Raw genomic sequence first — 24927 nt, 5'->3', positions numbered from 1 at the left:
TACGCGGGTCAGCCGACGGGCCACTGGGCCACGCGGCTCCTGGGCGGCTCCGGGTGATCGTGCTGCACGCGGCCGTTGCGGATGGTGCCGCGCCAGGCCCCGCCCTCCTGCCCCAGTCCCTCGATGAACCGCTTGAAGTTCATGAGTTCGCCGCGCACCAGCCGGGCGGTCAGCCGGGCGACCCCGGGCGAACGGGTGAGGATCCTCGAGGCCCCCCGCGGTTCCAGGAGCATCCGGACGGTGATCGCGGTGCCACCGGACTCCGTCGGCCTGAACTCGGCCTCGCCCTCGTGGGAGGGGGTCTGCTCGAGACCGCGCCAGGCCAGGTAGGCGTCGGGGTCCTGCTCCACGATCTCGACCGCGAAGCGGTGGCGCAGGGGCCCGTAGCCGATGGTCCAGGCGGTCACGGTGGGTCTGACCTGCTCGACGCCGTGCACCACGGTCGAGAAGCGCGGGAAGGTCTTGAACTGCGTCCACTGGTTGTACGCCGTCCGTACCGGCACCGCGACCTCGACCGTCTCCTCGACGTGCCGTTCCCGCAGCGGTCGGCGGCGCGTGATGCCGTCACCGTCAGTGAGCCTCCCCGGTGTGTTCGGCACGGCCTGCCGGGTGTCGTCCTCGTGCGCCATCGTGGTCTCTCCTCCGGTGAGGGAGCCGGCCGCGCGGGCACCCGGCCTTCCCTCGTGCGTCAGGGCTTCCCTTCCGGTTCCCCCGTGGCGCACTTCGAGTCGTCCCGGTGCGTCCGTGTCCCGCGCGGTCCCGGCCACGAGAGGGGCGTGCCCACGGGGCCGGGGGCCGGTGAGCCCGGCCGTGCGCCACGAGCCCTCCTGCCCGGCGGGCACCCGGCAGGGGCGCGGAACCGGCCGCCGGACCCGGGCACCGCTCGTACGGCCCGCCGCGCGGGACAGCCGACGGCCGGGGGACCGCGGCCGTCACGACTCGGCGTGCGCCGGACGGTGCTCGCGACCGCCGGGATGCCGGTGCCGCCAGATCCAGAAGACCGCACACGACAGCAGGGCCCATCCGCCCAGCACCAGGAAGGGGAACGCGTGCTGGTGCCCCTGGAAGTACACCGCCGTGTGCTGCGCGTTGACCGAGGCGCCGGGCGGCAGCCACTTGCCGATCTCGCCCAGCGGGGACGGCAGCAGCGGCCAGGACACCGCGCCGCCGGACGAGGGGTTGCCCAGCAGGATCATCAGCCCCCACGTCGGCAGCATCGCCCAACGCCCGAACAGGGTGTTGAACATGGTGAAGACCATGCCGCTGGCGAACAGGGTGAGCGCCAGGATCAGCCACGACTCCACGAACGGCAGGTCGAGCGCGCCGAGCAGCCAGTCCACGGTCGCGGCGATGGCGAATCCGCCGAGCAGCGCGTAGGCGAGGGTGAACAGGATGCGTTCGAAGGGGGTCAGGGACCGTGCGTGCACGCTGAGCTGGATCGCCCCGACGAAGCCGATGATGACGGCGGCCAGCGAGATGTAGAAGATCGCCAGTCCGCGTGGGTCACCCTCCTGCAGCGGGTTGAGGTCCCGGACGGTGACCTCGACGCCGGTCTCGTCCCCCACGGCCGGCGCCGTGTCGGCCAGCACCTCCGCGACCGAGGCACCGGAGGCCCCCGACAGGTCGAGGACCACGGTCCTCCCGCCGTCGCGGATGTCGAAGACCGCAAAGACCTCCTGGTCCTCCACGGCCTGACGGGCCCCGGCGGCACTGTCGTACACGTGCACCTTCACGGACGCGTTCAACGCCTCCTCCAGACCGTCCAGAAAGGCCTGCCCGCGGTCCTGTTCGTACGACCCGACCACGGCCGCGGGGATCGAGTGCGGCGTCGGATCGGCCATGGAATAGGTGTACGAACCGGCGAAGAGGCCGGCCGCGGCCGCCAGGATGAGCACCAGCACGATGGCCGGCCACAACGGAGACTGCCGGAACTCGGACCACCGCTGTCCGCGTGTCGGCGGCTGGGCGTGGGCACCATCGAACATGTCGGCCATGGATGCGACATTTCCATAAGTGGGGTGAAGGGGCACGGAAAGCGCCGTCGCCCGTGGGACCGTCCAGGAGGGGGTGCGCCACCCTCACAGGCGTTCGGGCGCGGAGGGAAGGCGGGCACCGCCGCGCGGTGGACCTGGACGGCCGGACCCTTCAGGACGGCTCGGCCCGCACCCCGCGCCGCTCCCGTGCGGCCGTCGCCCCAGAAGGCGGACGGGCGGACAGGGGCCGGACGTGTGCCGACGGTTCCGAGGACAAGGGAGGATGGGGCCATGGCGATGTGTAGGAAGTGCGGTGCGCGAAAGCGCCGTTGGCCTCGTTCCTGTTCCCGGTGCCCTTCCCGGCCGGACCGGGGGGACACGGCCGCGGACGCCGCCGAGCTGGCCGTGGAGACAGGACTGCTCGGGTGGGCCGGGAGAGGGGTCATGAGCGTGGTGCGGCTGATACTGCGAGCGGCCGACTGACCGCCCCGTGCGGACGTGTCGCCCGGCAGGCCGTCCGCACCGGGCAGCCCTCGCTGCGGACGTCGTGTGCGACTGCGCTTCGCCGGCCGGCCGGTGCCGGGAGGGCGGGGCGGGCCAGGCCGAGGGCGCGGGCGGTCATGCTCCCGGCCGCACATCGGGGACGCCCGGCTGAGGGCCTTCCGCGACACCCTCCAGGTGCGCCAGTACCGAGTGCATCGCGCGGTCCACGGCCGGGTGCCACTCGCCGACCGGGTCGACGGTCTCGAAGCCGTGGTGGCCGCTCGGTACGTCGACCACCTCGACGGCCGCCCCGCAGTTCTTGCCCGCGGCCAGGAACGCCTCGACGGTGGCGGCGATCTCAGGGCTCTCCAGCCCCGCCCGGGTGAGGACGACGGGCAGGGCGCCCGCGCGGGGCAGGGCGTCCGCCGGGTGGAAGCGGTCGTCGGCGAGCCCCCAGTTCGGCAGTGGAGTGAGGACCGGGTAGGTGGCCGCCAGACAGCGCAGCCACGCCGGGGGCGCGCCCAGCCAGTCCGCCATGAGCAGCCCGCTGCCCGAGAAGAACCACAGGGCGATCCGGTCCGGGTCCACCCGCGGATCGGCCCGGACCAGTTCCACCGCGGCGGCCACGTCGGTGGCGGCGCACCCGTAGTCGGCCACATCGTGCAGCCGGTGGTCGAGGGTGGCGCCCACGGCTCCCCGCCCGGCCGCGTACCGCGCGTATCCCACCAGGGTCGGCCATTCCCGCGGGGTGGGCCGGGCCCCGGCGGGCACCGGTCCGCCGTGCACGAACACCACTGCGGGACGCCGGCCCTCGGCGCCGGGCGGCGGGTAGAGGTCGACGTGCTCCCGTCGCTCACGGGGGATCTCGGGCACCTCCAGCCGGAACGGCCGCAGGTGGGCGGGTGGCCCCGCGGCGCCGGCCGGCTCCAGCCGCTGCCCCTCGCCGGCCGCGGCCCGCAGCAGGACCTCTGCCAGCTCCTCGGGGCAGGAGAGCATCGGCCAGTGCCCCGTGGGGAGTTCGAAGAAGGTCACCCGGGGATCGGCCAGGGGACGGAGGGCCGGGTCGCCGAAGCCCACCAGCCTCCTCACCATGTCGATGCTCGCCCCGTTGGCGGTGCACAGCACTCCGGTGGTGGGCACCGTGGCCGCCGCACCGGTCAGGCGCAGCGGCTGGAGGAGGGTTCCCAGCGGCTGCGGCGCGGCCAGCGCGGTGAGCCGGTCGAGGGCCGCGTCGGAAACCCCTTCGGTACTGCCCCACCGCCGCCACCCGTCGCGGTCCGGGGGCGCCAACTCCCCGCCGGCTCCCTCCGCACCGGCCTGCGCGCACACCTGCTCGCGCAGCGCCCGGTCGGGCACCGCCGCCAAAGCCGGGACGCCGTCTCCCGGCAATCCCGCGTCCAGGTACACGACGCGGGCCACGCGCTCCGCCCGCCGGTCCGCAGCGCCCAGAACCGGATGGACGCCGTAGTCATGGCCGACCAGCACGATCTCCCGGCCGACGGCCCCTCCCACCGCGTCAGCCGTGCTCACCGAGTCGATCGCCGCGATCACGTCGGCGATATGCGTCTCCAGGTCGACACCGGACGGCGCGGCACCCGGGGACCCCGCCGGACCGTGTGATCCGCCCAGTCCCGTGAGGGCGACCGCGCGCACCTCGGCGCCCGCCCCGGTCAGCCGGGCGGCTGTCTCCTCCCAGACGTGGACGCCGGTGAACACGCCCGGCACCATGATGAACGCGGTCATGACCCTCTCCTTCGCACGCGGTCGCCCGCGGACCGGCCGTACGCCCGGCCCACGCTCGCCGGTACGGTAGGAACTCCCCCTGAGGGAGGTTCAAGTGTCCGCGTCCCACGACGGTCTGTGGAGCATCGGGGAACTCGCCGAGCACGCGCACGTCACCGTCAAGACCGTCCGCTACTACTCCGACCACGGGCTGCTGCCGGAGGCGTCCCGCAGTGTCGGCGGGCACCGCCGGTACGGACCCGGCGCGCTGGACCGGCTGCGCCTGATCCGCTCCCTGCGCGCCCTGGACCTCCCGGTCCCCGAGGTGCGCCGCGTCCTCGACGAGGAGGACGCATGGGGCGCCGCCCTCGAGGACGCCGTCGCCGGACGGCTGCGCGTACTCGGCTCCCAGCTCACGGCCCTGCGCTGGCGGGAGGCGGCACTGCACCTGGTGCGGGAGTGCCCGCCCGGGGAGCGGGCCGACCGGCTGCGGCTGCTCGGCGCGGTGGACGCCCCGCCGAGCACGGCCCCGCTGGCCCGGTTCTGGCGCGCCTGGCTGCCGCCGCGGATGTCGGCCGGGCCGACCGCCGCGTTCCTGGAAATGACGGTCCCGAAGCCGCCCGACGACCCTGAGCCGGCCCAGGTGCTCGCCTTCGCCCGGCTGAACGCCCTCGTCACCCGTCCCTGCCCGGTCGGCGCCCAGCCCCAGCCCGAGGCGCACCGGGCCACGGGGGCCCGCGGGGCGGACGTGCTGTACACGGGGCTCGCCGAGGCGTACGAGCTGGCAGGCCCGCAGCTGCGCCAGGACCGCGCCCCGCACCCTGGCGAGGCGCTGGACGGCTTCGTGGCCGCCTACGCAGGCGCGTACGACGCCCGGGACACCCCGGTCTTCCGCCGTCTGCTGGCCGGGCAGCTCACGGCCGACCCGCGGCTCGACCGGTACTGGGAGCTGACGGCCGTGGTGAACACCCCGCGGGGCGGCCGCCCCGAGCCGACGCCCGGGGCCGCGCACGACTGGCTGCTCGCGGCCCTGCGGGCACAGAACGACGCGGCGGCCTGAGTCGCCACCGGGCGGAGCGGGGTGGGGCCGGTCCGGTGGCGGCAGGCCGAGACCACTGCCGGGTTTCCCCACCCGGGAGAGCCCTCGGAACACAGCGGAGACGCGGGCCGACGGCAGGGGAGGGGAGGACAAGGCCTTCGCCGCCCGCGTTGCCGAGCACACCGGAACCGGCACACGGCCGCCGCCGGGGCCGGCGAGCGGCTGCCGTCCCCTTCCCGGGCGGGACCGCCGCTGCGCCTGACCGGGCACGGCGGGGATTTCGTGCCCGGCTCCTCCGGCTCCTGCCGGGACGTCTCCTTCAGGACGGCCGGCGGTGTGCCGCCCACCGCCGGGCCGTGGTGTTCGCCCGGCCGGGCAGTGCCGCCCCCGGCCGCCCGCCTTCGCCGCCGGGTGGCACCGGGTCCGCCGGCCCGGCTCTCACGTGCGCCGGCGGCTGTTGCGGGAGGCCTCCTGCAGGACCTTCCGGTAGAAGGTCAGGTAGCTCTCCTCGGTGTGCGTGGCCCACTCCTTGGCCAGCGGGTGGCGCTCCGAGAGCCGGTTGATCGGGACGACCATCGCGGCGTGGTGCTCGACGTGGAAGTTGTTGCCGTTGGTGAACCACTGGCTGAACCGGCTGCCGCTGATGGTTCTGGTGTTGCGCAGCACGTCGGTGCTGTCGTTGTCGCACAGTACGTGCTCCGGCAGCTCCAGCAGGAAGTGCATCGGAATCGACAGCAGGAGCGGTACGACCCACAGCACCAGGACGGCGTGACCGTGGCCCGTGGCCGTCAGGCCCGCGGCGGCCAGGACGAAGACCGCGAAGAGGCGGTACTCGGCGATCACCTGACGCTTGGCGCGCTCGGCGATCTGGCCCATCGTGTACGCCCAGCTGCCGCGACAGCTCTTGACGATGTCCACGCCGACCTGCCCCAGCCGTGCGGGGCTGAAGGTGCCCCGGAGCAGGGCGCCCCAGGTCAGCGGGGCGCGGGAGTCGAAACCGAAGAACTCGGAGTCGTCCGGCGTGCCGAGGTACTTGTGATGCTGGAGGTGTTGGACCCGGTAGTGGCTGTACGCCGACAGCAGCGGCAGTCCGAGCAGAAAGCCGACCGGCCGGTGCGTGGCGCTGCGGCGGAACGCGGAATGGTGCAGACACTGATGCTGGAGTTCCACCATGTGCGTGTAGATGGCGGCGAGCAGGAGCTCACCGAGGAGCACCGCCACCCATCCGTCGTTCAGGGCGAGGAATCCGCCCAGGAAGCAGATGAGGAGTGCCACGGCGAGCTTCAGGAGGAAGACCCGCTCGTCCCGGGGCGAGACTCGTGCTCGGGCGAACAGCACGCCGGCTGCGTCGTTGTCAGTGTTCATGCTCTCTCCCGTAGGCGGATCCGGACCGACTACTGCCAGGCCACCGTGGTCGTGCCGGCTTTCGTGCGGTACACCTCGCGGCCCAGCACGGAGTTGATGATCTGCGCACTGCGCCATGCCCCGAGGCTGAGCACGGTGTCATTGAGGCCGTGGCTGTACTCTCCGAAGCTCTGGGCGTAGATGCGCAGGCCGTCCGGACCCGCCCAGTCGAGGGAGTAGTCGGGCCTGATGTGGAACCTGCCGTCCTTGACGGGCAGCTGGTCCCGAATCGGCTTGAGGTATTCCGGGATGCGGGAGCGGTAGCCCGTGCAGAAGATCACCAGGTCCGCGGGGACTTGTTCGACCGCGTCGCGGTTGAGGTCGTTCAGGGAGACCAGGTACTGGTCACCGTCCTGCTCCAGGCCGACGGCGCGCCGGTGCGTGAGCAGACGGTGGCGCAGGCCGGATCCGATGACGTAGTCGAGGTGGTACAGCCGCTGGTAGATGGAGGCCACCAGCTGGTCGGTGATCCCGTCGCCACCGGCGTCGCGCTGCTCCCTGATGATCTCCGCACGGCGTGCGGCGGGAAGAGCGGTGAAGTGGTCGACGAAGTTGACCGAGAACCACTCGTTGTTGAAGGGCGAGTCGTCCAGCGGCTGGAACCCGGCCCTGTTGGACGTCCACGTCAGCGAAGCGGGCAGGTTGTGCTCGTCGGCGAGCATGTGGTTCACGACCTCGGCGCCGCTCTGTCCGGCACCGACGACGACGACCCGCTGGTCCCGCCACTTTGGGAGGGCGGTGGCCATGGTGCTGCCGTGCAGTACCCGGCTGCCCTCGAAGGGCTTCGCGAAGTCGGGCAGCCGGGGTTCGGCACCCGAGCCGAGGACGAGCGTCTTCGCCGTGCGGGACTCACCGCCGCCGGTGGTGACCTGGAAGCCGTCGTCGGTGACCGACACGGACTCCACGCGCTTCCCCCAGCGGATGGAGGGGAGTTGCGCGGCGGCCCACTGGTAGTACTGCTCGAACTCCCGGCGCGAGCAGTTGAGTCCGTTCGCCTCCAGGAACCGGAACGCCCTGCCTTCCTGCACGATGAAGTTGAGGAAGGAGAACCTGCTGGTGGGGTCCACGAGCGTCACGAGATCGCGGAAGTAGGTCACCGTGAGCTGGGAGTCCGGCAGCATCAGCCCCGGGTGCCACCGGAACTCCGGTCCGGCTTCCAGGAATTCGGCACGGACCTCGGTGAGCGGAGCAGAGAGCGCCGCCAGGCTCAGGTTCGCCGGTCCCACACCTATGCCGATCAGATCAAGGTCAGGCATTCCACATCTTTCGTTCAGGGAGCGAAGTGCTGCCGTTGGGTGCCACCGGCGCTGGGCCGGCCGTGGGAGGAGGGACCGCGCGGCGCCCCTACCGCCAGTACTCGTTCTGGATGCGCGCGATCCGGTGCGTGAGCGAGCTGTCGTCAGGAGCCTTGATCACGTAGGAGTCGAGGAAGTCGGTGGAGTGGCGCACACCTCCCCGGCCGTTCCCGGCGCTGCCGTGCCGGATGTGCTCGACGACGCCGAGCTCGTCCATGCGCCCGGCGTCGATGCCGCGGGCTTCGCCGCCGCCGGGGTAGAACGCGATGAAGCCGCACGTCCCCTGCGCGGTGTCAGGACCGGCACCGAGCGGGACGTCGAGCCCCGCGTCGATGCGGATCTGGGCCTCGACAATGTTGAAGCCGTACTGCCACTGGAGGACGGGAGGGATGATGCCACCCGGCGGACGCCCGGCGACCTCGCAGAAGACGAGTTCGTCGTCCGGGGTGTGGAACACCTCCAGGTGGGTGGTGCCGTCCTGCAGCCCCAGTGCGGCGAGCACCTTGGTGTTGAGCTCGGTGATCCGCCGCACCAGCTCGCCCTCGCGCACCAGGACGGTGCCGAAGATCCCGCCGGGTGAGTAACTCGCCGGATCGGCCAGGTACTTCCCCACGCTGCTGAACGTGATCCGCCCGTCCTGCACAACGGAGTCGCAGTGGTGGATCTGGCCGGTGACGAACTCCTCGATCTCGTAGTGCGAGCCCGACAGGTCCAGTCCGGCGGTGATGCCGCGCGCCTCCTGGAGCGACTCGACGATGTAGAGGTCCTTGGCGGCCAGCCCCCAGCGGCTCTTGATGACCTTGCGTCCGGTGCTCCAGTCCACCTTGGTGAGGTCGTCCATGGAGTCGAGCGCGGCGAAGTCGGGGACCCGTGCGGCGTCCGCGGCACGCACGGCCTCCTTCATCCGCACCTTGTCCCGGAAGCGCAGCGCCGTGTCGTGGTCCAGGCCGGCCAGACCGAACTTCGACCGCATCTCGGCGGCCAGGAGCACCGCGCGTTCGTGCACGGCGATGACCCGGCTGATGGGATGGGTGCGCAGCGTCCACTCACAGACCGCCCGCCACCGCTCCTCCTCCTCGGCGTCGCACACCGCCACATGGTCGAGGGGGTGGTCGGCGAGTCCGCTGACGCCGCCGTGGTACTGGTTGCGGGTCACCATGTGGAGGTCGATCTCGGAGGTGGGCAGGATGTAGTCGCCGCCCCGGCTGAAGTGCGAGTAGGGATGGTTGTTGATGAACAAGGCGGTCGGCTTCGTCGCTGCGGTCGTCATCGTGCGTTCCCCTCCACGGATTCCCGGCGGTCGTCGCAGTCGGCCTCCTGCAGCCCCAGGGGGCCGCCGAGAGCCCAGCGCGTCAGGTCCAGGCCGGTCAGCCGCAGGAGCAGCGCGGCCTCTTCGTCGTCGCCGGGGAAGTGGTCGGCAGCGGTGACGCGGACCTCACCGCCACCGGTCCACAGGCGGATGCGGGCCGGTCCGTGCTCCAGCCCGGTGGCGTCGAGGAAACGGTTCAGCGCGGTCTGTGCGGCACCGTACTCCTGCGGGGACAGGCACTGCTCCGGTACGACGCCCTCGGCCCGCACCGGCGGCGACTGGCTGTCGAGCAGTGCCGGCCAGCGGTGGGCCCCGTCACGGGTGAAGGTGTACGCGGTGAATTCCCTGCCGCCGTTGCCGGCGGTGGTCACCCCGGCGGCCATGCGCTTGAGCACCTCCACCGGCGTGCCGGGCGTACCGAGCAGCGCGTTCGCGACGGCGGCGGGCAGCAGGCCCCGTGCGGTCAGGGAGACCACTGCGGTGGGGGCCAGCGGGCGCAGCACCGCCTCGACGAAGCCGGCGAATTCGTCTCCCACCGCCCCTTCCGGGCCGTCGTCGGGCCTTCCGGCGAAGTCCACCGTGTAATACCCCGAGTAGTCGTCGACGAGGTCCTGCACCGGCGCGCCGGGGGACTGCACGAAGACGGTGTGACACCCGAGGGAGTGCGCGATCCTCGCCGTGCGCACGCTCGCGTCGATGACGACCAGGCGCCGCCCGGCGAGCCGTGACGCTTTGCCGACTCCTACCACTGCATGCCTCCGTTCTCGTACTGTGATGCCGCGCCGAGGCAGGAGAGCTCGTCCCTGATCGACGCCGCCTCCCACTCCTCCCGGCTGCGCACATAGCGGGGGGCGTCCGCGACGATGGACGTGGTCGACGTCCGCGCACCGGCGAGCCGCCACGTCACGGACCCGGAGACGGGCGCCACGGCCTGGGTGATGAAGGCCTGGCACGCGGCGCGGAGTTCGCCGAACCACCGTCCCTCGAGCGCCTCGCGGACCCAGAGCTGCTCCATGTGGAGCTTCTCCCGCATGAGTTCGGCGTCGAGCGTCGCCGTCTCCAGGTGACGGCGTGAGGCCAGCAGTAGCCAGGCCGCCGGCATCTCGCGCACTTCGAGGACCTTGACCCCGCCGGGCAGGTGTTCCAGTCCGGTGTGCCGCCCCAGTCCGTGGGCGCCCGCCCGCCAGTTCAGCCGTTCGATGATCGTGGCGAGAGGCAGCTCGTGCCCATCGAGGGCGACGGGCACCCCGCGACGGAAGGTCACCGTCACGTCCTCGGACGGGTCGGGCTCCCGCACACCGCTCCACCGGAAGCAGGACTCCGGGACGGCGTGGTCCTCGGGGTCGTCGAGGGCCCCGGACTCGAACTCCCGGCACCACAGGTTGGAATCGCCGCTGGCCGAACGCTCGGCCATCTCGTCGAGGCCGATGGACCGCAGCTCCTTGATCTTCCTCTCGCGGTCCACCGGTTCGAGGCTGTAGGGGCTGCCGAAGTATCCCTCGAACCCCAGCTGGTCCAAGGCCCCGTCCAGCCTGCGCAGGGTGTTCTGGGAGCGGTTGGCGGTGTGCAGGACGACTTCGGCGCCCAGTTCCCGGGCCAGCTCCGTGGCCGTGCGGGCGATCAGTGGCCGGCTCAGCGAGGAGCTGACGGGATGCGTGTCCAGGTACACCGCGTGGGCGGTGATGGCCGGCTGGACGAATTCCTCGGCGAAGGCCGTGAGCCGGTCGACGGCATGGAGCCGCACCCCCATGGCGTCCGCGATCCGCCGGAGATGGGGAAGGCTTTCGTCACCCCCCACCCTCACGCTCAGGGCGTGCACCTCGGTGGCCCCCGCCTGCACCAGGCGGTGCAGGAGGTAGGAGCTGTCCAGACCTCCGCTGAACAGCGTCACCACGGGACGCCGCAGGTCGACATCGCCATGGGTGATGTCGCGGAAGGAACGGATTCTCCTCCGGCTTGTCTTCACACCACACGTCCTTATCGTTCAACCGGTTCCGGCAGCGGGGGTGGCCGCGGTCGGCGGCGCCGCGGCATCGCTGTTCAGGAAGGGACGGCCGCCGCGGCGTCCGCCGTACAGTCCTTGAGGAAAGAGAGCTTCGAATAGAAGTTCCGTTCGGCGGCGATGCCGTCCTTCGCCAGGAAGGCCTCCACCAGGTCGGTCAGGCGCCGCAGCTCGTCATCGATGGAGGAGGCGTCCATTCCCTCGTGCCACCGGGTTTCGAGATACTCCATCTCGACCTGGCGCAGCTTGCGTCCGTCGGGTCCGTCCACGGTGGTTTCGTCCGACTCGATACCGAAACAGTGCCCGGTGGCCAGTGACTGCACATTCACGTCGAACCGGGTGCGCCGGAAGCTCGGAAGACGCCGGAAGGTCAGGCCCGGGAACTCCCGCGCCAGATACTCGTCGAAGTTCTGGTCCGGCACTTCCACGCCCTTACGGAATATCTCCGTCCGGCGCAGGGCGTCAGCGGGAAACGTCTTCATCTTGAGCTGGTAGCGGCCGTCCGGATTCTCCTGGAAGGCGTAGTGTCCGGCCGCCTCGGACGGTGCGACGACTTCGTAGTTGTGCTGGACGAAGTGCCACCGGGTCAGTTCGTATCCGGGATCGGTGACGAAACCGGGAAATCCGCCGTTCTCGACGGACGTCCAGATGTCCTTGGAAAGGGACCAGATGGACGCGTCGTCCAGGAGTGTCACCTTCTGTTCGATCTCGACGCCCTTCTCGTAGGGAAGGTAGGCGTTGTTCTCGATGCGAAGGTGGTCTTGGAGTGCGGTGCGATGCCGCAGGGCCTCGGCGACGATCTCGGGAAGTCCGGCATCGGCGGCATGGTGGAATCGGGCCGCCCGTACGAACAACGTCCCGATCGTGCGGACGCGGGCGCACATCAGCACTTCCGTGCAGGGCCGGTCCGCGGCCGTGTGGGTGCGGAGCAGCATCAGCGGCGCGAGCGCCGCGAGGGGGGAGCCGGCGGGTCCGGCCGACGGGGGGAGGGCGCCACTCAGATATGCGGTGAACTCCTCGGGGAATCGGGTGCACGCCCAGGTGGTGAGGGGTTCGGCCGGCCGGGGGAGCGGCCGGGCGGCCCCCGCGTCGTCGATCAGGGAGATCGCCTGTGCCGTGGTGTCTTCCTGGCGCAGCAGTTCCATGGCCCGTGTGCCGTTCCCCGCCTCCGGGGCCAGTTCGGCCACGACGGTCGGCGCGCCTTCCGTCGGTGCGACGGAGTACTGGTGGGCGATGTCCGCAAGGACGAGACGCCTGGTGACGCCGACGCCGGGCCCCGCAGTGCTTTCGGTCAACTGCGCTGTCAAAGCAACTCCTCGAATCGAGATACTCGGGGCGACAGACGAGTCTTCGTTGAATCCCTTGAGGCGGCAGAAGGAAAGAGCGGAGTGAAAGGGCCGATTTCTCGATGGGACTGACGCGCCTGACCGGCAACCACTGGGCCGGATCGCTGCCCGCAATGCCGCCGGAATCAGGAACTCCGGGGCGGATGAGCGGGATTGCCAGGATGGGATGGCTCAGCCCTCAAGGGCCGAGAAGATCACAACGAGGAGGCATGCTAGGCCGCTTTGTGGACGAGAGTCAACGGCCATTTCCGAAGCCCGGCCGGCGGCTTCCGCGTCATCCTGACCTTAAGGTGGGGAAGCCGTTCGGAACGGACCAAAGCGGTCATGTGGCGCCACCCCCGGGCCCCGGAAAATTTTCCCTTGACGTTCACTGTCCATTCAGCAAGGCTTGCGGCGATCTTGCTCGGCACAGTTCGTTGAATGATGGAGGATTCGCGTGGGTGACACAATGCAGCGTCTTGTGCTGCTTGTGCTGGATGGATTCGGATGGGCCCCTGAGGGCAAGCACAATCCACTGAAGGAAGCCCACATTCCATTTCTCTCCGGACTGGCCGAAAAGTGCCCCCCGACGCTCTTGGAGGCGTCGGGCCCGGTGGTCGGTCTTCCCCCTGGTCAGGTCGGAAATTCCGAAGTCGGGCACCTGACCATCGGGGCGGGGCGGACCATCGACCAGGCAGCGGTGAAAATCGGCCATGCGATCGCCGACAACGGCCTCCGCGGCCGCGCCGAACTGGCCGAGGTCTTCGCCCGGTCGCGGGCGGCCGGCACGCCGGTGCACGTGGTGGGCATCGCCTCCCACGGCGGTGCCCACGGCCACATCGACCACATCGCCGCCGTGCTCGACCTGGCCGCCCACTACGACTGGTCGGAGCGGACCTATGTCCACGCGATCAGCGACGGCCGCGACGTGCCCGCCCGCAGTGCCCTGGACGACCTCACGCAGCTGGAGGAGAAGGGCGCCCGGATCGCCACCGTCGTCGGACGCAAGCTGGCCATGGACCGCTCCGGCCGCATGGACCGCACCGCCGCCGTCGTGGCCGCGCTGACCGGACAGGGCGAGCCGGCCGCGACCACGGCGCACTGGCGCGACGCGATCGCGGAGCAGTACGGCGCGGGCGTCACCGACGAGGACCTGCAGCCGGTGGTGACCGCGGCCCCCCGCATCGCGGCCGGGGACGAGATCGTCCTGACCAACTTCCGCCCCGACGGGCTGCGTCAGCTCGCCACCCTGCTCGCCGGGACCGGGCGCCCGCTGACCACGATGACCCGGTACAGCGACGACATCCCGGCGTCCGTGGTCTTCGACCAGGGCCGGGTGGACGGCACCCTGGCGCAGGCGGTCGCCGGGGCCGGACTGGCCCAGGTGCACATCGCCGAACGGGAGAAGTACGGCCACGTCACCTATCTCCTCAACGGCTACACCCAGCAACTCCAGCCGGGGGAACGGCACATCCTCGTCGACAGCAGGACGGACGTGCCCAGCTTCGCCCAGGCCCCCGAGATGTCCGCGCGGGAGATCACGGCCGAGCTGGTGCGCGAGATCGCCTCCGGCGAGGCCCGGTTCCTGGTGGCCAACCTCGCCAACGTCGACACCGTCGGGCACACGGGCGACTACGACGCGGTCCGACGGGCCGCCGAGGTGGTCGACACCTGCCTGGAGGAGATCGCCCGGGCCGCCCGGGACCACGGGGCGTACCTGGTGATCACCGCCGACCACGGCAACGGCGAGAGCATGCGCGAGGCCGACGGCACCACCCCCGACACCCGGCACACCGCGAATCCGGTGCCCCTGTGGGTGCTCGGACCGGACCGCGCCCTGGCGCCGACCGGGGACCTGCGCGACATCGCGCCGACCTGCCTTCACCTCCTGGGCATCCGGCCGCCGACGGCCATGTCCGGACGAGTTCTGTAAAGGACCCCAGATGACCAGGCGACACGCCTTCAACCCGGTGCGGTTCGAACTCCCGCCGGATCTGGCGAAAGGAGCCACCCGTGAAGCCTTGCGCGCAGAGCTCCTGCCCCACGCGCAGCGCTGCCTGGACGGCAGCCCCGGTTGTTTCGTCGTCACCGGGCTGAACCACCTCGACGAGGAGGAGTACCGGCAGTTCGCCCTCGACGCCTCCGCGGCGCTGGGCGACCTGGTCCCCCAGGACAGCAAGGGAACGCTGCTGCGCGAGGTCCGCTACCGCGGCGTGGAGCTGGGCGAGGGCGCAACCGGCCGCTACTCGGACTCCCGGTCCGGTGGCAGCCTGCACACCGACTCCCCGCACCGGCCGACCGCGGTGCCCGACTACTTCGCCCTGGCCTGCGTGCACCAGGCCGCCGTGGGCGGCGACCTGGTCCTCGTCCGGCTGTCCGACATCCTGGACCGGCTCAGCGACCGGCCTGACGTGATCGAGACACTGCGCCGGCCCGTGCACTTCGACACCCGGGACGACACCCCGGGAGCCCCCCGCACGGTGCTGCGCCCCGTCCTGGAACGGCGCGCGGGCCGGGACCACGTGCACTATCTGCGGGACTACATCGAGATCGGCCACCGCAGCCCGGGTGTCGCGCCGCTGACGGACGACCAGATCCGCGCGTTCGACGCGCTCGACGCCCTGCTCGACGACCCCGAACTGCGGTCCCAGGACCGGCTCGAGGAAGGCGAGATGATCTTCATTGACAACCGGTGGACCCTGCACGGCCGAGTGGAGTTCCGCGACAGCGAGCACGGCCACCAGCGCCTGATGCTGCGCACCTGGATCGCCGCCTCCGCCTCCTGAGCCCGTCTCCCGTCGCCGCACAGCTCCACCTGCGACACCTTCCCGGTCCCGCGGCACACCCCTGCGTACCGTCGGCCCTTCCCTCCGCCGCCGGGGAACCGCCCTGCGGTCCTGTCTCCGGCGCCACTCAAAGGAGCAGCAAGCTTGACCTCTTATCGGTCCTTCCGCGAACTCATGGCTCAAGGTGAACTGGTGCGGGTCGCAGGCGCACATGACGCCCTGGGCGCCACCCTGGCCCAGCAAGCCGGCTTCCAGGCGGTGTGGGCGTCCAGCTTCGAGGTCTCGGCCTCGCGGTGCCTGCCCGACGCCAGCATCCTGACCATGACCGAGTACCTTTCCGCCGCGGCGAACATGCAGAAGGCGATCGGCATCCCCGTCGTCGCGGACGTGGACACCGGCTACGGCAACAACCTGAACGTCGCGCACATGGTCCACGAATACGAGGCGGCCGGCATCACCGCCGTCTGCATCGAGGACAAGCTCTTCCCGAAGGTGAACAGCTTCGCCGCGACCTCCCACGACCTGCTTCCGCTGCCCGACTTCACCGCCAAGCTGCGCACGGCCAAGTCCGCCCAGCAGGGCGACGACTTCTACGTGATCGCCCGCACCGAGGCCCTCATCAACGGCCTCGGCGTCGACGAAGCCCTCGAACGCTGCTCGGCCTACGCCGACGCCGGCGCGGACGCCGTTCTCGTCCACTCCAAGAAGAAGGACGAACGCGAGGTCGTCGAGTTCCTCGACGGATGGGACGGACGGCGGCCCGTGGTGATCGTGCCGACCACCTACCCGCAGTGGTCCGCGGCGGAGGCCACCAAGCACGGGGTCTCCGTGGTGATCTACGCCAACCAGGGGCTGCGCGCCACGGTCCAGGCCCTGCGCGACACGTTCCGCACCATCTACGACGACGGCACGTCGCTCGGCGTCGAGTCCGGTATCGCGCCGGTCTCGGACGTGTTCGCCCTCCAGCGTCTCGACGATTGGCTGGCCCTCGAAGCGTGATATCCAACGACGAATTCTGCACGGCGCTCACCGAACGCGGCTTCGACTTCGTCGCCGGCGTCCCGTGCTCGTACTTCAGCGGGCCGATCGCCCGGCTGACCCGCGAGGGCATCTACCTCCCGGCCGCGAACGAGGGAGCCGCGCTCGCCGCAGCGGCGGGAGCCGCCGTCGCCGGACACCGGGCGGCGGTCATCGCCCAGAACTCGGGCCTCGGCAACCTCATCAACCCGCTGACCTCCCTCACCCGGACGTACGACATCCCCGTCCTGGTGTTCATGAGCCTGCGCGGCTGGCCCGACCCCGCCCAGGACGAGCCCCAGCACGCCGTGATGGGCACCTCCACGCACCGGATCCTCGACGCGGTGGGCGTTCCCCACCTGACCGTCCCCGCCACCGCCGAAGCCGCCGACTACCGGGCCGTCCTCGACCGTGCGCAGGAGGAACTGGCCGCGCGCAGGACGGTGTTCGTCCTCACCCAGAAGGGGGCCGTCGAGAAGCACACGGCGCCCGCCGCGCCCGGCGGCCCGGCCGACCGGCCCAGCCGCATCGACGTACTGCGCGCGATCGAGTACCTCCTCGACGGCACCGCGGTCGTGTCGACGACCGGCTACACCTCGCGCGAACTGTTCGGCGTCACCGGCTCGAAGAACCACTTCTACATGCAGGGATCGATGGGGCACGCCGCCGCGTTCGGCCTCGGCGCCGCCCTGCGCACCCCCGAGCGCCCCGTCGTCGTCCTCGACGGCGACGGCGCGGCCATCATGCACCTGGGCACGCTCTCCTCCGTGGGAGCCGCGGCACCGCACAACCTCGTCCACGTCATCTTCGACAACGGCTCCTACGAATCCACCGGCGGGCAGGCGACCACCTCCCCGTCCACGGACTTCGCCGGCATCGCCGAAGCCGCCGGATACGCCTCGGCCCGCGTGTGCGACACGGTCGAGGACGTCACCTCGGCCCTGGCCGCGGCACTGCGGGGAGACGGCCCGCACCTTGTCGTCGCCAGAGTGGCCGGCAGCGGCATCGCGGCCTTCTCCCGGGCCACCGCCGCCATGACCACGACCGACATACGCGAGGGCTTCGCGGCACGACTCCACAGCAAGGAGACGTCCCGTGCCGGATGACCTCTCCGTCCTGGACGGTACCCCGAAAGTGCTGTTCGGAGCGGGTGAGGCCGACCGCCTCGACGCCCTGGTCGCCCGGTACGAGCCGGAGCGTGTCCTGGTGGTCGCCACCGAACGCGGCCTGGAGCGGGCAGGGTTCGGACACTGGCGCACGAGCCCCGGCCACCGGGTCTTCTCCGCGTTCCGGCCCAATCCCGACCTCACCGACGTACTGGCCGGCTGCGCGCTGCGGGACGGCTGGCAGCCGGACCTCGTCGTCGGACTGGGCGGGGGCAGCGCCATGGACGTGGCCAAGATGGTGCGCGCCCTGCCGGCCGACGGCGACGCCGCCCGCGCCTGCCTGGGTGCGGGCCCGGCGCAGCTCGCGGCCGGGGCCGGGACACTGATCCTGGTCCCCACCACCAGCGGCACGGGCAGCGAGGTCACACAGTTCGCCACGGTCTTCGACGGGGAGCGCAAGTACTCCTTCGACCATCCACTGGCCGCCGCCACCTGCTCCGTCGTCGATCCGCAGCTGACCGCGACCTGCCCGGCCGAGGTCATGACGAGCTGTGCGATGGACGCCCTGTGCCACGCGGTCGAATCGCTGTGGGCACGCCGCTCCGACGACAGCTCGCGCGCCCTCGCGCTCCGCGCGCTGCACGGACTGACCGGCCCCCTGGCCAACGGCCTGAAGGACACCTCGCTGCCCGTCCGGGAACAACTGGCCCGCTCGGCGATGGAGGCGGGGCGGGCCATCAACGTGACCCGCACCACGGCCGCACACGCCTTCGCCTACCGGCTGACCAGCCATCACGGCGTCCCGCACGGAGTGGCCTGCCTGGTCAACCTGCAGTGGCTCTACGCGTACAACACCCAGCACGTCGAAACCCACTGCGACGACACCAGGGGCGCGGCCCACGTCCGGTCCCAGCTGGGCACCGTGGCGGCCGCCTGGGGCCTGGAGCCCGACCGGGTGCCCGGCCACCTGGGCCGGCTGCTGTCCGACCTGGGCTGGTCACCACGGCTGTCCGACTACGGACTGGCCGAGCACGACCTGCCGTCCTACGTGGCCGCGGGTCTCGGCTCGACGGCACGGGCCGCCAACAACCCCGTACGACTGGATGAATCGCTGGTGCTGATGGCGCTGCGCGCCATCCACTGACGTGGAAGGAAGAGGGCATGAGACGGGCTGCTCCCTATGGGGCGTGGACGTCCCCCATCTCCGCGGCGGACGTCGCCGCCACGGACAGTCACGCCAACTGGCCCGGGTTCGTCGGTGACGAGATCTGGTGGTCCGAACGCCTGCCCCATGAGGGCGGCCGGACGACGCTGATGCGTGCCGTCGAGGGCGGCGGCGCGCTCAGCGTGCTCCCGCAGCCCTGGAACGTGCGCAGCAGGGTCATGGAGTACGGGGGACGCGCCTGGACGGGTGCGATGTCCGAGCGCGGTCCGCTGATCGTGTTCGTCCACGCCCGGGACCAGCGCCTGTACCGCTTCGAGCCCGGCCTCCCCGGCGCCGTGCCCCGGCCGCTCACGCCCGTCGGCGCCGACGGGGGGGAGCTGAGCTGGGCCGACCCGGTCCTGCGCACGGACGCCGCGGGAGCACCGGTCGAGGTGTGGTGCGTACGGGAGAGCACCGCTGTGGGGGAAGCCCCACGACGCGACCTGGCGGCCGTCCCGCTGGACGGCAGTGCTGCTGACGACCCCGCCGCCGTGCGCCGCCTGGCCTCGGGTCACGACTTCGTGACCGGACCGCGCGTCTCGCCGGACGGCCGGCACGTCGCGTGGGTCGGCTGGGACCACCCCGCCATGCCCTGGGACGAGAGCCGGGCCCGCGTCGCACGGATCCACGAGGACGGCACCCTGTCCGCCGCCTGCACCGTGGCCGGTGGACACGACGAGTCCGTGGCACAGGTCGAGTGGACCGACGACGGCGGTCTGTACGTGATCACCGACCGGTCGGGCTGGTGGAACGTCCACCGGGCCGACCCCGGGGGAACCGCCTCGGACACGGTCAACGTCTGCCCGCGCGAGGAGGAGTTCGCCGGGGCGCTGAGCAAGCTCGGGCTCGCCTGGTGCGCCCCGCTGTCCGGCGGCCGCCTCGCGGTCGTCCACGGCACCCACTCCGCCCGGTTGTCGGTGCTCGACCCGGCCACCGGCGAACTGACCCCGCTGCCCGGCCCGTTCACCGAGTGGAAGCCGCTCCTGGCGAGTGACGGCGACCGGCTGATCGCCGTCGGGGCAAGCGCGGACCGCGACTTCACCGCCGTACTCATCGACACGTCCGACGGTACCTGGACCCCCCTGTCCGAACCGCGGGCCACCGCCCACCCCGACCTGCTGCCCCGTCCCGAGGGCAGGACGTTCACGGGCCAGGACGGCCACAGGGTGCACGCCGTGGTCTTCCCGCCGCGCAACCCGGACTTCACCGGGCTTCCCGGGGAACGGCCCCCGTACGTGGTGTTCGCGCACAGCGGGCCCACCGGCCGCTTCCCCATGGCGTACGACCTGCAGATCGCCTACCTCACCAGCCGGGGCATCGGCGTGGTCGGGGTCAACTACGGCGGCTCGACCGGATACGGCCGCGCGTACCGCAACCGGCTGCGGCACGCCTGGGGGGTCGCAGACGTCGCGGACTGCGCCCTGGTGGCGGAGGCCCTGGCCGCGGAGGGCAGCGCCGACCCCGGGCGCCTGGCCATCCGCGGGGCGAGCGCCGGCGGCTGGACGGCGGCCGTGTCGGTGACCACCCTGGACACCTACTGCTGCGCGGCCCTGCACTACCCCGTGCTGGACCCCGTCACCTGGCGCAACACGCAGAACGGCGGGTTCGAGGCGTACTACCTGGATGCGCTCATCGGCCCGTGGCCGCAGGCCGAGGGGGAGTACCTGACCCGCTCGCCCGCCCACGCGGCAGCCCGCGTCGCCGTGCCCTTCCTGCTGCTCCAGGGCAGCGCCGATCCGATCTGCCCGCCCGCACAGGCGGAGGTCTTCCTGGCCGGCGTGCGTCCCGGGGCGGCCCCGTACCGCCACCTGGTGTTCGACGGCGAGAGGCACGGCTTCAAGCGCGCCACCACGATCGTGGAGTGTGTCGAGGCGGAACTGGCGCTGTTCCGCGACGCCTTCGGCGTCACGGAGGACGCCGCGCCACCCCGTCCGGCGGAGCTCGTCGACACCCTGGTCGACGCCCAGGCGCAGCGCGCGCCCGAGCGCGTCGCCGTCCGGGACGCAGCCGGCAGCTGGACCTACGCCGAGCTGCTGGCCCGCGCCGACCGACTGGCCGGCACACTGCGTGCGGCCGGGGTGCGGCCGGGCGACCGGGTCGGCATCCACCTGGACCGGTCCCGTGACCTGGTGGCCGGGCTCCTGGCCGTACTGCGCGCCGGGTGCTGCTACCTGCCGCTCGACCCGCAGTACCCGCCGGACCGGCTGCGGTTCATGATCGACGACGCCCGTCCCACCGCGCTTCTGACCCGGCGCGCCCTCCCCGCCCTCCCGCACGGCGACGGGACGCGGCTCGTCCACATCGACGAGGTCGGCGACGCCGCCACCGCACCGGTCGACCGCGCGCGGACGACACGCGGTCCGGACGACCCCGCCGTCGTCATCTACACCTCCGGCTCCACCGGCACCCCCAAGGGCGTCGTGCTCCCGCACCGGGGAATCACCGGCATCCTGCGCCACAGCCGGGACGCGTTCGCCTTCACCGAGGACGACTCGGTGCTCGCCCTGGCCGCGTTCTCGTTCGACTTCGCCCAACTGGAGATCCTGCTGCCGCTGATCAGCGGTGGCACCGTGCACCTGATGGATCGGGCCGTGGCCCGCGACCCGGAGCTGCTCGAAGCGGCCCTCCGAGAGTACGGCGCCACCTTCGTGATGGGCACGCCGTCCATGTTCAGCGCGCTCACCGCCTTCGGCTGGCGCCCGCCGGGCGGACTGCGGATCGTCTCGGGCGGGGAGAGCCTGACCCCCGCGGTCACGGCGGCCCTCGGCTCCGCCGGAGCCCTGTGGAACATCTACGGCCCCACCGAGACGTCGATCTACTCGCTGTACGAAAGGGTGGCGACGGGCGCCGCTCCGGTCGACACGGCCTCCGCGCGGGACACGGGCGTGACCATCGGCCGGCCCGTGCCCGGCACGATCGTCGAGCTCCTGCGGGACGGCGCACGGTGCCCGGACGGCGACATCGGCGAAATTCACATCGGCGGCCCCGGGGTGGCCGTCGGCTACCTCGACCGCCCGGAACTGACCGCGGAACGCTTCATCGAGGACCCCTTCCGGCCCGGCGGGCGCCTCTACCGCACCGGCGACCTCGCCCGCCGCCTGCCCGACGGACGCTTCGCCTACGAAGGCCGCGCCGACGACCAGGTGAAGATCCGCGGGCACCGGGTGGAACTGGGCGAGGTGGAGGCACGGCTGGCCCGGCACGCCGACGTCCGCGCGGCGGCCGTGGTCGCCGAACAGGGCCATCACTCCCTGCGGCTGGCCGCCTACGTGGTGATGGCCGGCGGCCCGAGCGCCGACACCGGAGGCCTGCGCCCCTACCTGGCCCGGTATCTGCCCGAGTACGCGCTGCCGCACCGCATCGTGGCGATCCCCGAGATCCCGCTCAGCCCCAACGGCAAGACGGACCGCCGGGCACTGCGGGCAGCGGCCCCCGCCCGGCCCGCCCCGGCGGAAGGGCTGGCCGGGGTGTGGCGTGACGTCCTCGGCGTCGCGGACGTCGCCCCCACGGACGACTTCTTCGCGCTGGGCGGCGACAGCCTCAGCGCGATGGAGGTGACCATCCGGGCCCGTGACCTCGGCATCCCCCTGCGCCCCGCCGACCTGTACCGGGGCGGGACCCTGGGCGAGGTGAGCGAGCTCGTGACGGCGCGCCACGGTGCCGCTCCGTCAGCGGACCTCCCGACCGTGCTCTCCCCGGCGCAGCGGCGCTTCCTCGACTGGGGCTACCGGGAGGCCGACCACTACAACACCTCGCTGCTCCTGGACGTGGCCGGCACCGTCGACCGCACAGCCCTCGAAGAGGCCCTGCGCCGGCTCGCCGAACGGCACCCCGCGCTGCGGCTCCGGCTGCACGGCGCCACGCCCGTGACCGACCGGGCCGTTCGAGCCCCGTTGTCCTGGCACGAACTGCCCGTCACCCGCAGCGAGGAGGAGACGGAACGCGTCTTCCTCAAGGAGGCCGAACGCGTCCAGCAATCCCTGAGCCTGCGCGACGGACCGGTGTGGCGGGCGGCCTTCTTCTCCGGTCACGGCGGCCACCGGCTGCTGCTGGTCTTCCACCACTTCATCACCGACGGCATGTCCCTGAAGATCATCGCTCGTGATCTCGGCGCGCTGTACGAGGCCGTCGCCACCCGGGACGCCGGGAGCGGGCCGCCGCACGCCGCGGTGTCCTGGGCCGTGCACGCGAGCACCCTGCACCGGTTCGTCAACGGGCCGCTCGGCGAGCACTTCCTGCGCCGCTGGGAGGCCCTGCCCTGGCCCGCGCCCGGCGGCCTGCCCGCCGATCGCCCGGACGGCAGCATGCATCTGAGCCACGTCAGGTCCTTCTGGACCGAGCTGCCGCTGCCCGAGGGCAACGCCCCCCGGCAGGAGGAACTGCTCATCGCGTCACTGGCCGCGGCCGTGGCCGGAGCGACGGACGGCCGCACCGGCGCCGTCGAAGTGTGCCGGCACGGCCGCACCGACCCGACCGGCGGACCCGGCTACGCCGAAACCGTGGGCTGGCTCAACAGCATCGCGCCCTACGTCCTGCGCCTGCCCGAGGACGCCGGGGACGACCGGATCGCGGCGGCGCTCGCCCACCAGATCACGGAGATCCGCGACATGGAGCAGACCTGGGGCGCCCTGCTCCACCTGCACGACGACGCGACGGTGCGCGACCGGATCGCCGCACTGCCCGCACCGGACGTCTACCTGAACTTCCTCGGTGCCCGCATGCACGACGTCGAGCTGTCCGGACCGTTCCGGCTGCGCGGCGGGGAGGTCGGCACGGAGATGACGCCCGACCGCACACAGCCCTACCGCATCAAGATCTACGCGGAGACGACCCCCGAGGTCCTTCGGCTGCAGTGGCAGTACAGCTCCGACGTCGACGACGAGGACCGGATCAGGCGCATGGCGCGGGACTGCGGGCGCTGGCTGGACCGCCTGTCCCGCTGCTCCTGACCTCCCTTCCGCCCGCACTGGAGACCGCATCCGTATGCAGCACGTACTCATCGCCAACCGCGCGGCGATCGCCGCGCGCGCCGCGCGCACCTGCCGCGGCATGAACCTGGAAACGACCGCGCTGTCGGCCCGTGCCGACACCCAGAACACCCATGTGACCTGGGCGGACCACGAGATCACGGTGCCCGGCCACGGTCTGTCCGACACCTACGACTCGGCCGAGCGGGTCCTCGACGCCGTGGACCGCAGCGGCGTCGACTGCGTGTACCCGGGATACGGATCGCTGGCCGAGAACGCCGAGTTCGTCATGGGCCTGGAGGACCGGGGCGTCACCTTCGTGGGACCGCCGGCGCGGGCCCTGCGCCTGGCGGGCAGCAAGGCCGAGGCCGTCGAGGTCGCACGGCGGGCCGGTGTGCCCGTGCTCCCGCACGCATCCGGCCGGGGACGCGACGAAGTCCTCGCCCGGGTCCGCGAGATCGGCCTGCCGGCCGTCCTCAAACCGGAGTTCGGTCACGGCGGCCAGGGAGTGCGCATCGCCCACACCGCCGCCGACGTGGAGCAGGCCGTGGCGGCGGGCCCGGCCCGCACGTCCTGGTACGTGGAGAAGTACCTCCCCGTCAACCAGGTGATCGGCATCTCCCTCGCCGTCGACCGGGACGGCACCGTGCTGCCGCTCGGCGAGCGCGAGAGCCTGCTCGTCGCGGACGGCCTCAAGCTGCTGGAGGCGTCACCGGTCGCCGGAGTGGACACCTCGACGCTGGCCGCGATGCGCGCGGACGCGGCCCGTGTCGCAGGCGAGTTCGGCCTGCGCAACGTCATGACGGTGGAGTTCATCGTCGGCCCGGACCGCTACTACTTCCTGGAGGTCAACGGCAGGCTCCCGCTCGCCTACCGGATGTCCGAGAGCCAGATGGACATCGACCTCGTGGAGCTCCAGCTGCGGATCGCCCGTGGCGAGCCGGTCCCGGCCGACGCGTACCCCGTCGACCGTGCCCGGCACTGCCTGGAGGCACGGCTCTTCGTCCACCCGTCGGAGCTGGGCTCGTTCCCCGAGGTGGGCACGCTCTCCCGGTTCGAGATGGCCGACGGCGACGCGGTGACGTTCACCTGGACGGTCGATCCCGCGCGTCCGGTCACCTACGAGCTCATCCTCGCCCAGGCACTCGCCGCGAACTCCTCGCGCGCCGCGGCCGCCCGCCTGCTGCGCAAGGGCCTCGAGGCGTCCCGCGTGGAGGGACTGCGCTGCTACCTGCAGGAGATCCTGCACCGTCTGAACGACGAGTGCTGAGACGCCCACGCCCACGCACATCACG

At 71.9% G+C, this 24927-nt stretch carries 17 protein-coding genes; 8 read left to right on the top strand and 9 right to left on the bottom strand.

The genetic code is table 11. The annotated features are described in order from the left end of the window. Positions 1-8: 8 nt before the first annotated feature. From ABTY20_RS06550 to ABTY20_RS06540, 3 genes are all read right to left on the bottom strand, one after another. Entirely contained in the window at positions 9-629 is a 621-nt protein-coding gene (locus tag ABTY20_RS06550) for an SRPBCC family protein (RefSeq protein WP_351995848.1), read from the bottom strand. A gap of 303 nt (positions 630-932) precedes the next feature. Beyond that, positions 933-1994, bottom strand: coding sequence for an ABC-2 transporter permease (locus ABTY20_RS06545; protein WP_351995847.1), 1062 nt, complete (start codon positions 1992-1994; stop codon positions 933-935). Between the two features lie 597 nt (positions 1995-2591). Further along, a complete protein-coding gene (locus ABTY20_RS06540; protein ID WP_351995846.1) occupies positions 2592-4199 on the bottom strand; it encodes an alpha/beta fold hydrolase in 1608 nt (535 codons plus the stop codon). Positions 4200-4293: 94 nt separating this feature from the next. Between ABTY20_RS06540 and ABTY20_RS06535 the strand changes: the two genes are divergently transcribed. Then, positions 4294-5238 (top strand): helix-turn-helix domain-containing protein, encoded by a 945-nt coding sequence (locus ABTY20_RS06535; protein ID WP_351995845.1) that lies wholly within the window; start codon positions 4294-4296, stop codon positions 5236-5238. A 417-nt stretch (positions 5239-5655) separates the two neighbouring features. On the opposite strand, the gene ABTY20_RS06530 is transcribed toward ABTY20_RS06535, so the two are convergent. From ABTY20_RS06530 to ABTY20_RS06505, 6 genes are all read right to left on the bottom strand, one after another. Next, positions 5656-6582 carry a fatty acid desaturase family protein gene (locus ABTY20_RS06530; protein ID WP_351995844.1) on the bottom strand — a complete coding sequence of 309 codons (927 nt, stop codon included), beginning with the start codon at positions 6580-6582 and terminating at the stop codon, positions 5656-5658. 29 nt (positions 6583-6611) lie between these two features. Then, on the bottom strand, positions 6612-7877 hold the full coding sequence (locus tag ABTY20_RS06525; RefSeq protein WP_351995843.1) for a lysine N(6)-hydroxylase/L-ornithine N(5)-oxygenase family protein: 1266 nt from the start codon (positions 7875-7877) through the stop codon (positions 6612-6614). Positions 7878-7965: 88 nt separating this feature from the next. After that, positions 7966-9186, bottom strand: coding sequence for an ATP-grasp domain-containing protein (locus tag ABTY20_RS06520; protein WP_351995842.1), 1221 nt, complete (start codon positions 9184-9186; stop codon positions 7966-7968). Beyond that, a complete protein-coding gene (locus ABTY20_RS06515; RefSeq protein WP_351995841.1) occupies positions 9183-9974 on the bottom strand; it encodes a hypothetical protein in 792 nt (263 codons plus the stop codon). The genes ABTY20_RS06520 and ABTY20_RS06515 overlap by 4 nt, the downstream gene beginning before the upstream one ends. Further along, positions 9968-11191, bottom strand: a complete 1224-nt coding sequence (locus ABTY20_RS06510; RefSeq protein WP_351995840.1) for an argininosuccinate synthase-related protein — start codon at positions 11189-11191, stop codon at positions 9968-9970. The genes ABTY20_RS06515 and ABTY20_RS06510 overlap by 7 nt, the downstream gene beginning before the upstream one ends. 74 nt (positions 11192-11265) lie before the next feature. Further along, a complete protein-coding gene (locus tag ABTY20_RS06505; RefSeq protein ID WP_351995839.1) occupies positions 11266-12522 on the bottom strand; it encodes a hypothetical protein in 1257 nt (418 codons plus the stop codon). A 499-nt stretch (positions 12523-13021) separates the two neighbouring features. On the opposite strand from ABTY20_RS06505, the gene gpmI reads away from it, so the two are divergent. From gpmI to ABTY20_RS06470, 7 genes are all read left to right on the top strand, one after another. Next, positions 13022-14485 carry a 2,3-bisphosphoglycerate-independent phosphoglycerate mutase gene (gene gpmI, locus ABTY20_RS06500; protein WP_351995880.1) on the top strand — a complete coding sequence of 488 codons (1464 nt, stop codon included), beginning with the start codon at positions 13022-13024 and terminating at the stop codon, positions 14483-14485. A gap of 88 nt (positions 14486-14573) precedes the next feature. Beyond that, the gene (locus ABTY20_RS06495) at positions 14574-15338 is read left to right on the top strand and encodes a TauD/TfdA family dioxygenase (protein WP_351995838.1); all 765 of its coding nucleotides are present in this window, start codon (positions 14574-14576) and stop codon (positions 15336-15338) included. 144 nt (positions 15339-15482) lie between these two features. Beyond that, complete coding sequence (locus ABTY20_RS06490) at positions 15483-16337, top strand: isocitrate lyase/phosphoenolpyruvate mutase family protein (protein ID WP_351995837.1); 855 nt, start codon at positions 15483-15485, stop codon at positions 16335-16337. Beyond that, positions 16334-17461 carry a phosphonopyruvate decarboxylase gene (gene aepY / locus ABTY20_RS06485; protein ID WP_351995836.1) on the top strand — a complete coding sequence of 376 codons (1128 nt, stop codon included), beginning with the start codon at positions 16334-16336 and terminating at the stop codon, positions 17459-17461. The genes ABTY20_RS06490 and aepY overlap by 4 nt, the downstream gene beginning before the upstream one ends. Then, entirely contained in the window at positions 17451-18605 is a 1155-nt protein-coding gene (locus tag ABTY20_RS06480) for a phosphonoacetaldehyde reductase (protein WP_351995835.1), read from the top strand. The genes aepY and ABTY20_RS06480 overlap by 11 nt, the downstream gene beginning before the upstream one ends. 17 nt (positions 18606-18622) lie before the next feature. Further along, entirely contained in the window at positions 18623-23614 is a 4992-nt protein-coding gene (locus ABTY20_RS06475) for a non-ribosomal peptide synthetase (protein ID WP_351995834.1), read from the top strand. A 34-nt stretch (positions 23615-23648) separates the two neighbouring features. Further along, entirely contained in the window at positions 23649-24902 is a 1254-nt protein-coding gene (locus ABTY20_RS06470) for a biotin carboxylase N-terminal domain-containing protein (protein ID WP_351995833.1), read from the top strand. Positions 24903-24927: the final 25 nt, after the last annotated feature.

The sequence above is a fragment of the Streptomyces sp. NPDC126497 genome, assembly GCF_040302425.1.
In the GTDB taxonomy this organism is placed as follows: domain Bacteria; phylum Actinomycetota; class Actinomycetes; order Streptomycetales; family Streptomycetaceae; genus Streptomyces.
The sequence above is the reverse complement of the archived record's forward strand: the minus strand, read 5'-3'. Positions and strand labels throughout refer to the sequence as shown.

What these genes read in the sequence shown, in the direction of transcription:
- ABTY20_RS06550 (WP_351995848.1), bottom strand. Translation starts at nt 629, where the DNA reads ATGGCGCACGAGGACGACACCCGGCAGGCCGTGCCGAACACACCGGGG.
- ABTY20_RS06545 (WP_351995847.1), bottom strand. Translation starts at nt 1,994, where the DNA reads ATGGCCGACATGTTCGATGGTGCCCACGCCCAGCCGCCGACACGCGGA.
- ABTY20_RS06540 (WP_351995846.1), bottom strand. Translation starts at nt 4,199, where the DNA reads ATGACCGCGTTCATCATGGTGCCGGGCGTGTTCACCGGCGTCCACGTC.
- ABTY20_RS06530 (WP_351995844.1), bottom strand. Translation starts at nt 6,582, where the DNA reads ATGAACACTGACAACGACGCAGCCGGCGTGCTGTTCGCCCGAGCACGA.
- ABTY20_RS06525 (WP_351995843.1), bottom strand. Translation starts at nt 7,877, where the DNA reads ATGCCTGACCTTGATCTGATCGGCATAGGTGTGGGACCGGCGAACCTG.
- ABTY20_RS06520 (WP_351995842.1), bottom strand. Translation starts at nt 9,186, where the DNA reads ATGACGACCGCAGCGACGAAGCCGACCGCCTTGTTCATCAACAACCAT.
- gpmI (WP_351995880.1), top strand. Translation starts at nt 13,022, where the DNA reads ATGCAGCGTCTTGTGCTGCTTGTGCTGGATGGATTCGGATGGGCCCCT.
- ABTY20_RS06475 (WP_351995834.1), top strand. Translation starts at nt 18,623, where the DNA reads ATGAGACGGGCTGCTCCCTATGGGGCGTGGACGTCCCCCATCTCCGCG.
- ABTY20_RS06470 (WP_351995833.1), top strand. Translation starts at nt 23,649, where the DNA reads ATGCAGCACGTACTCATCGCCAACCGCGCGGCGATCGCCGCGCGCGCC.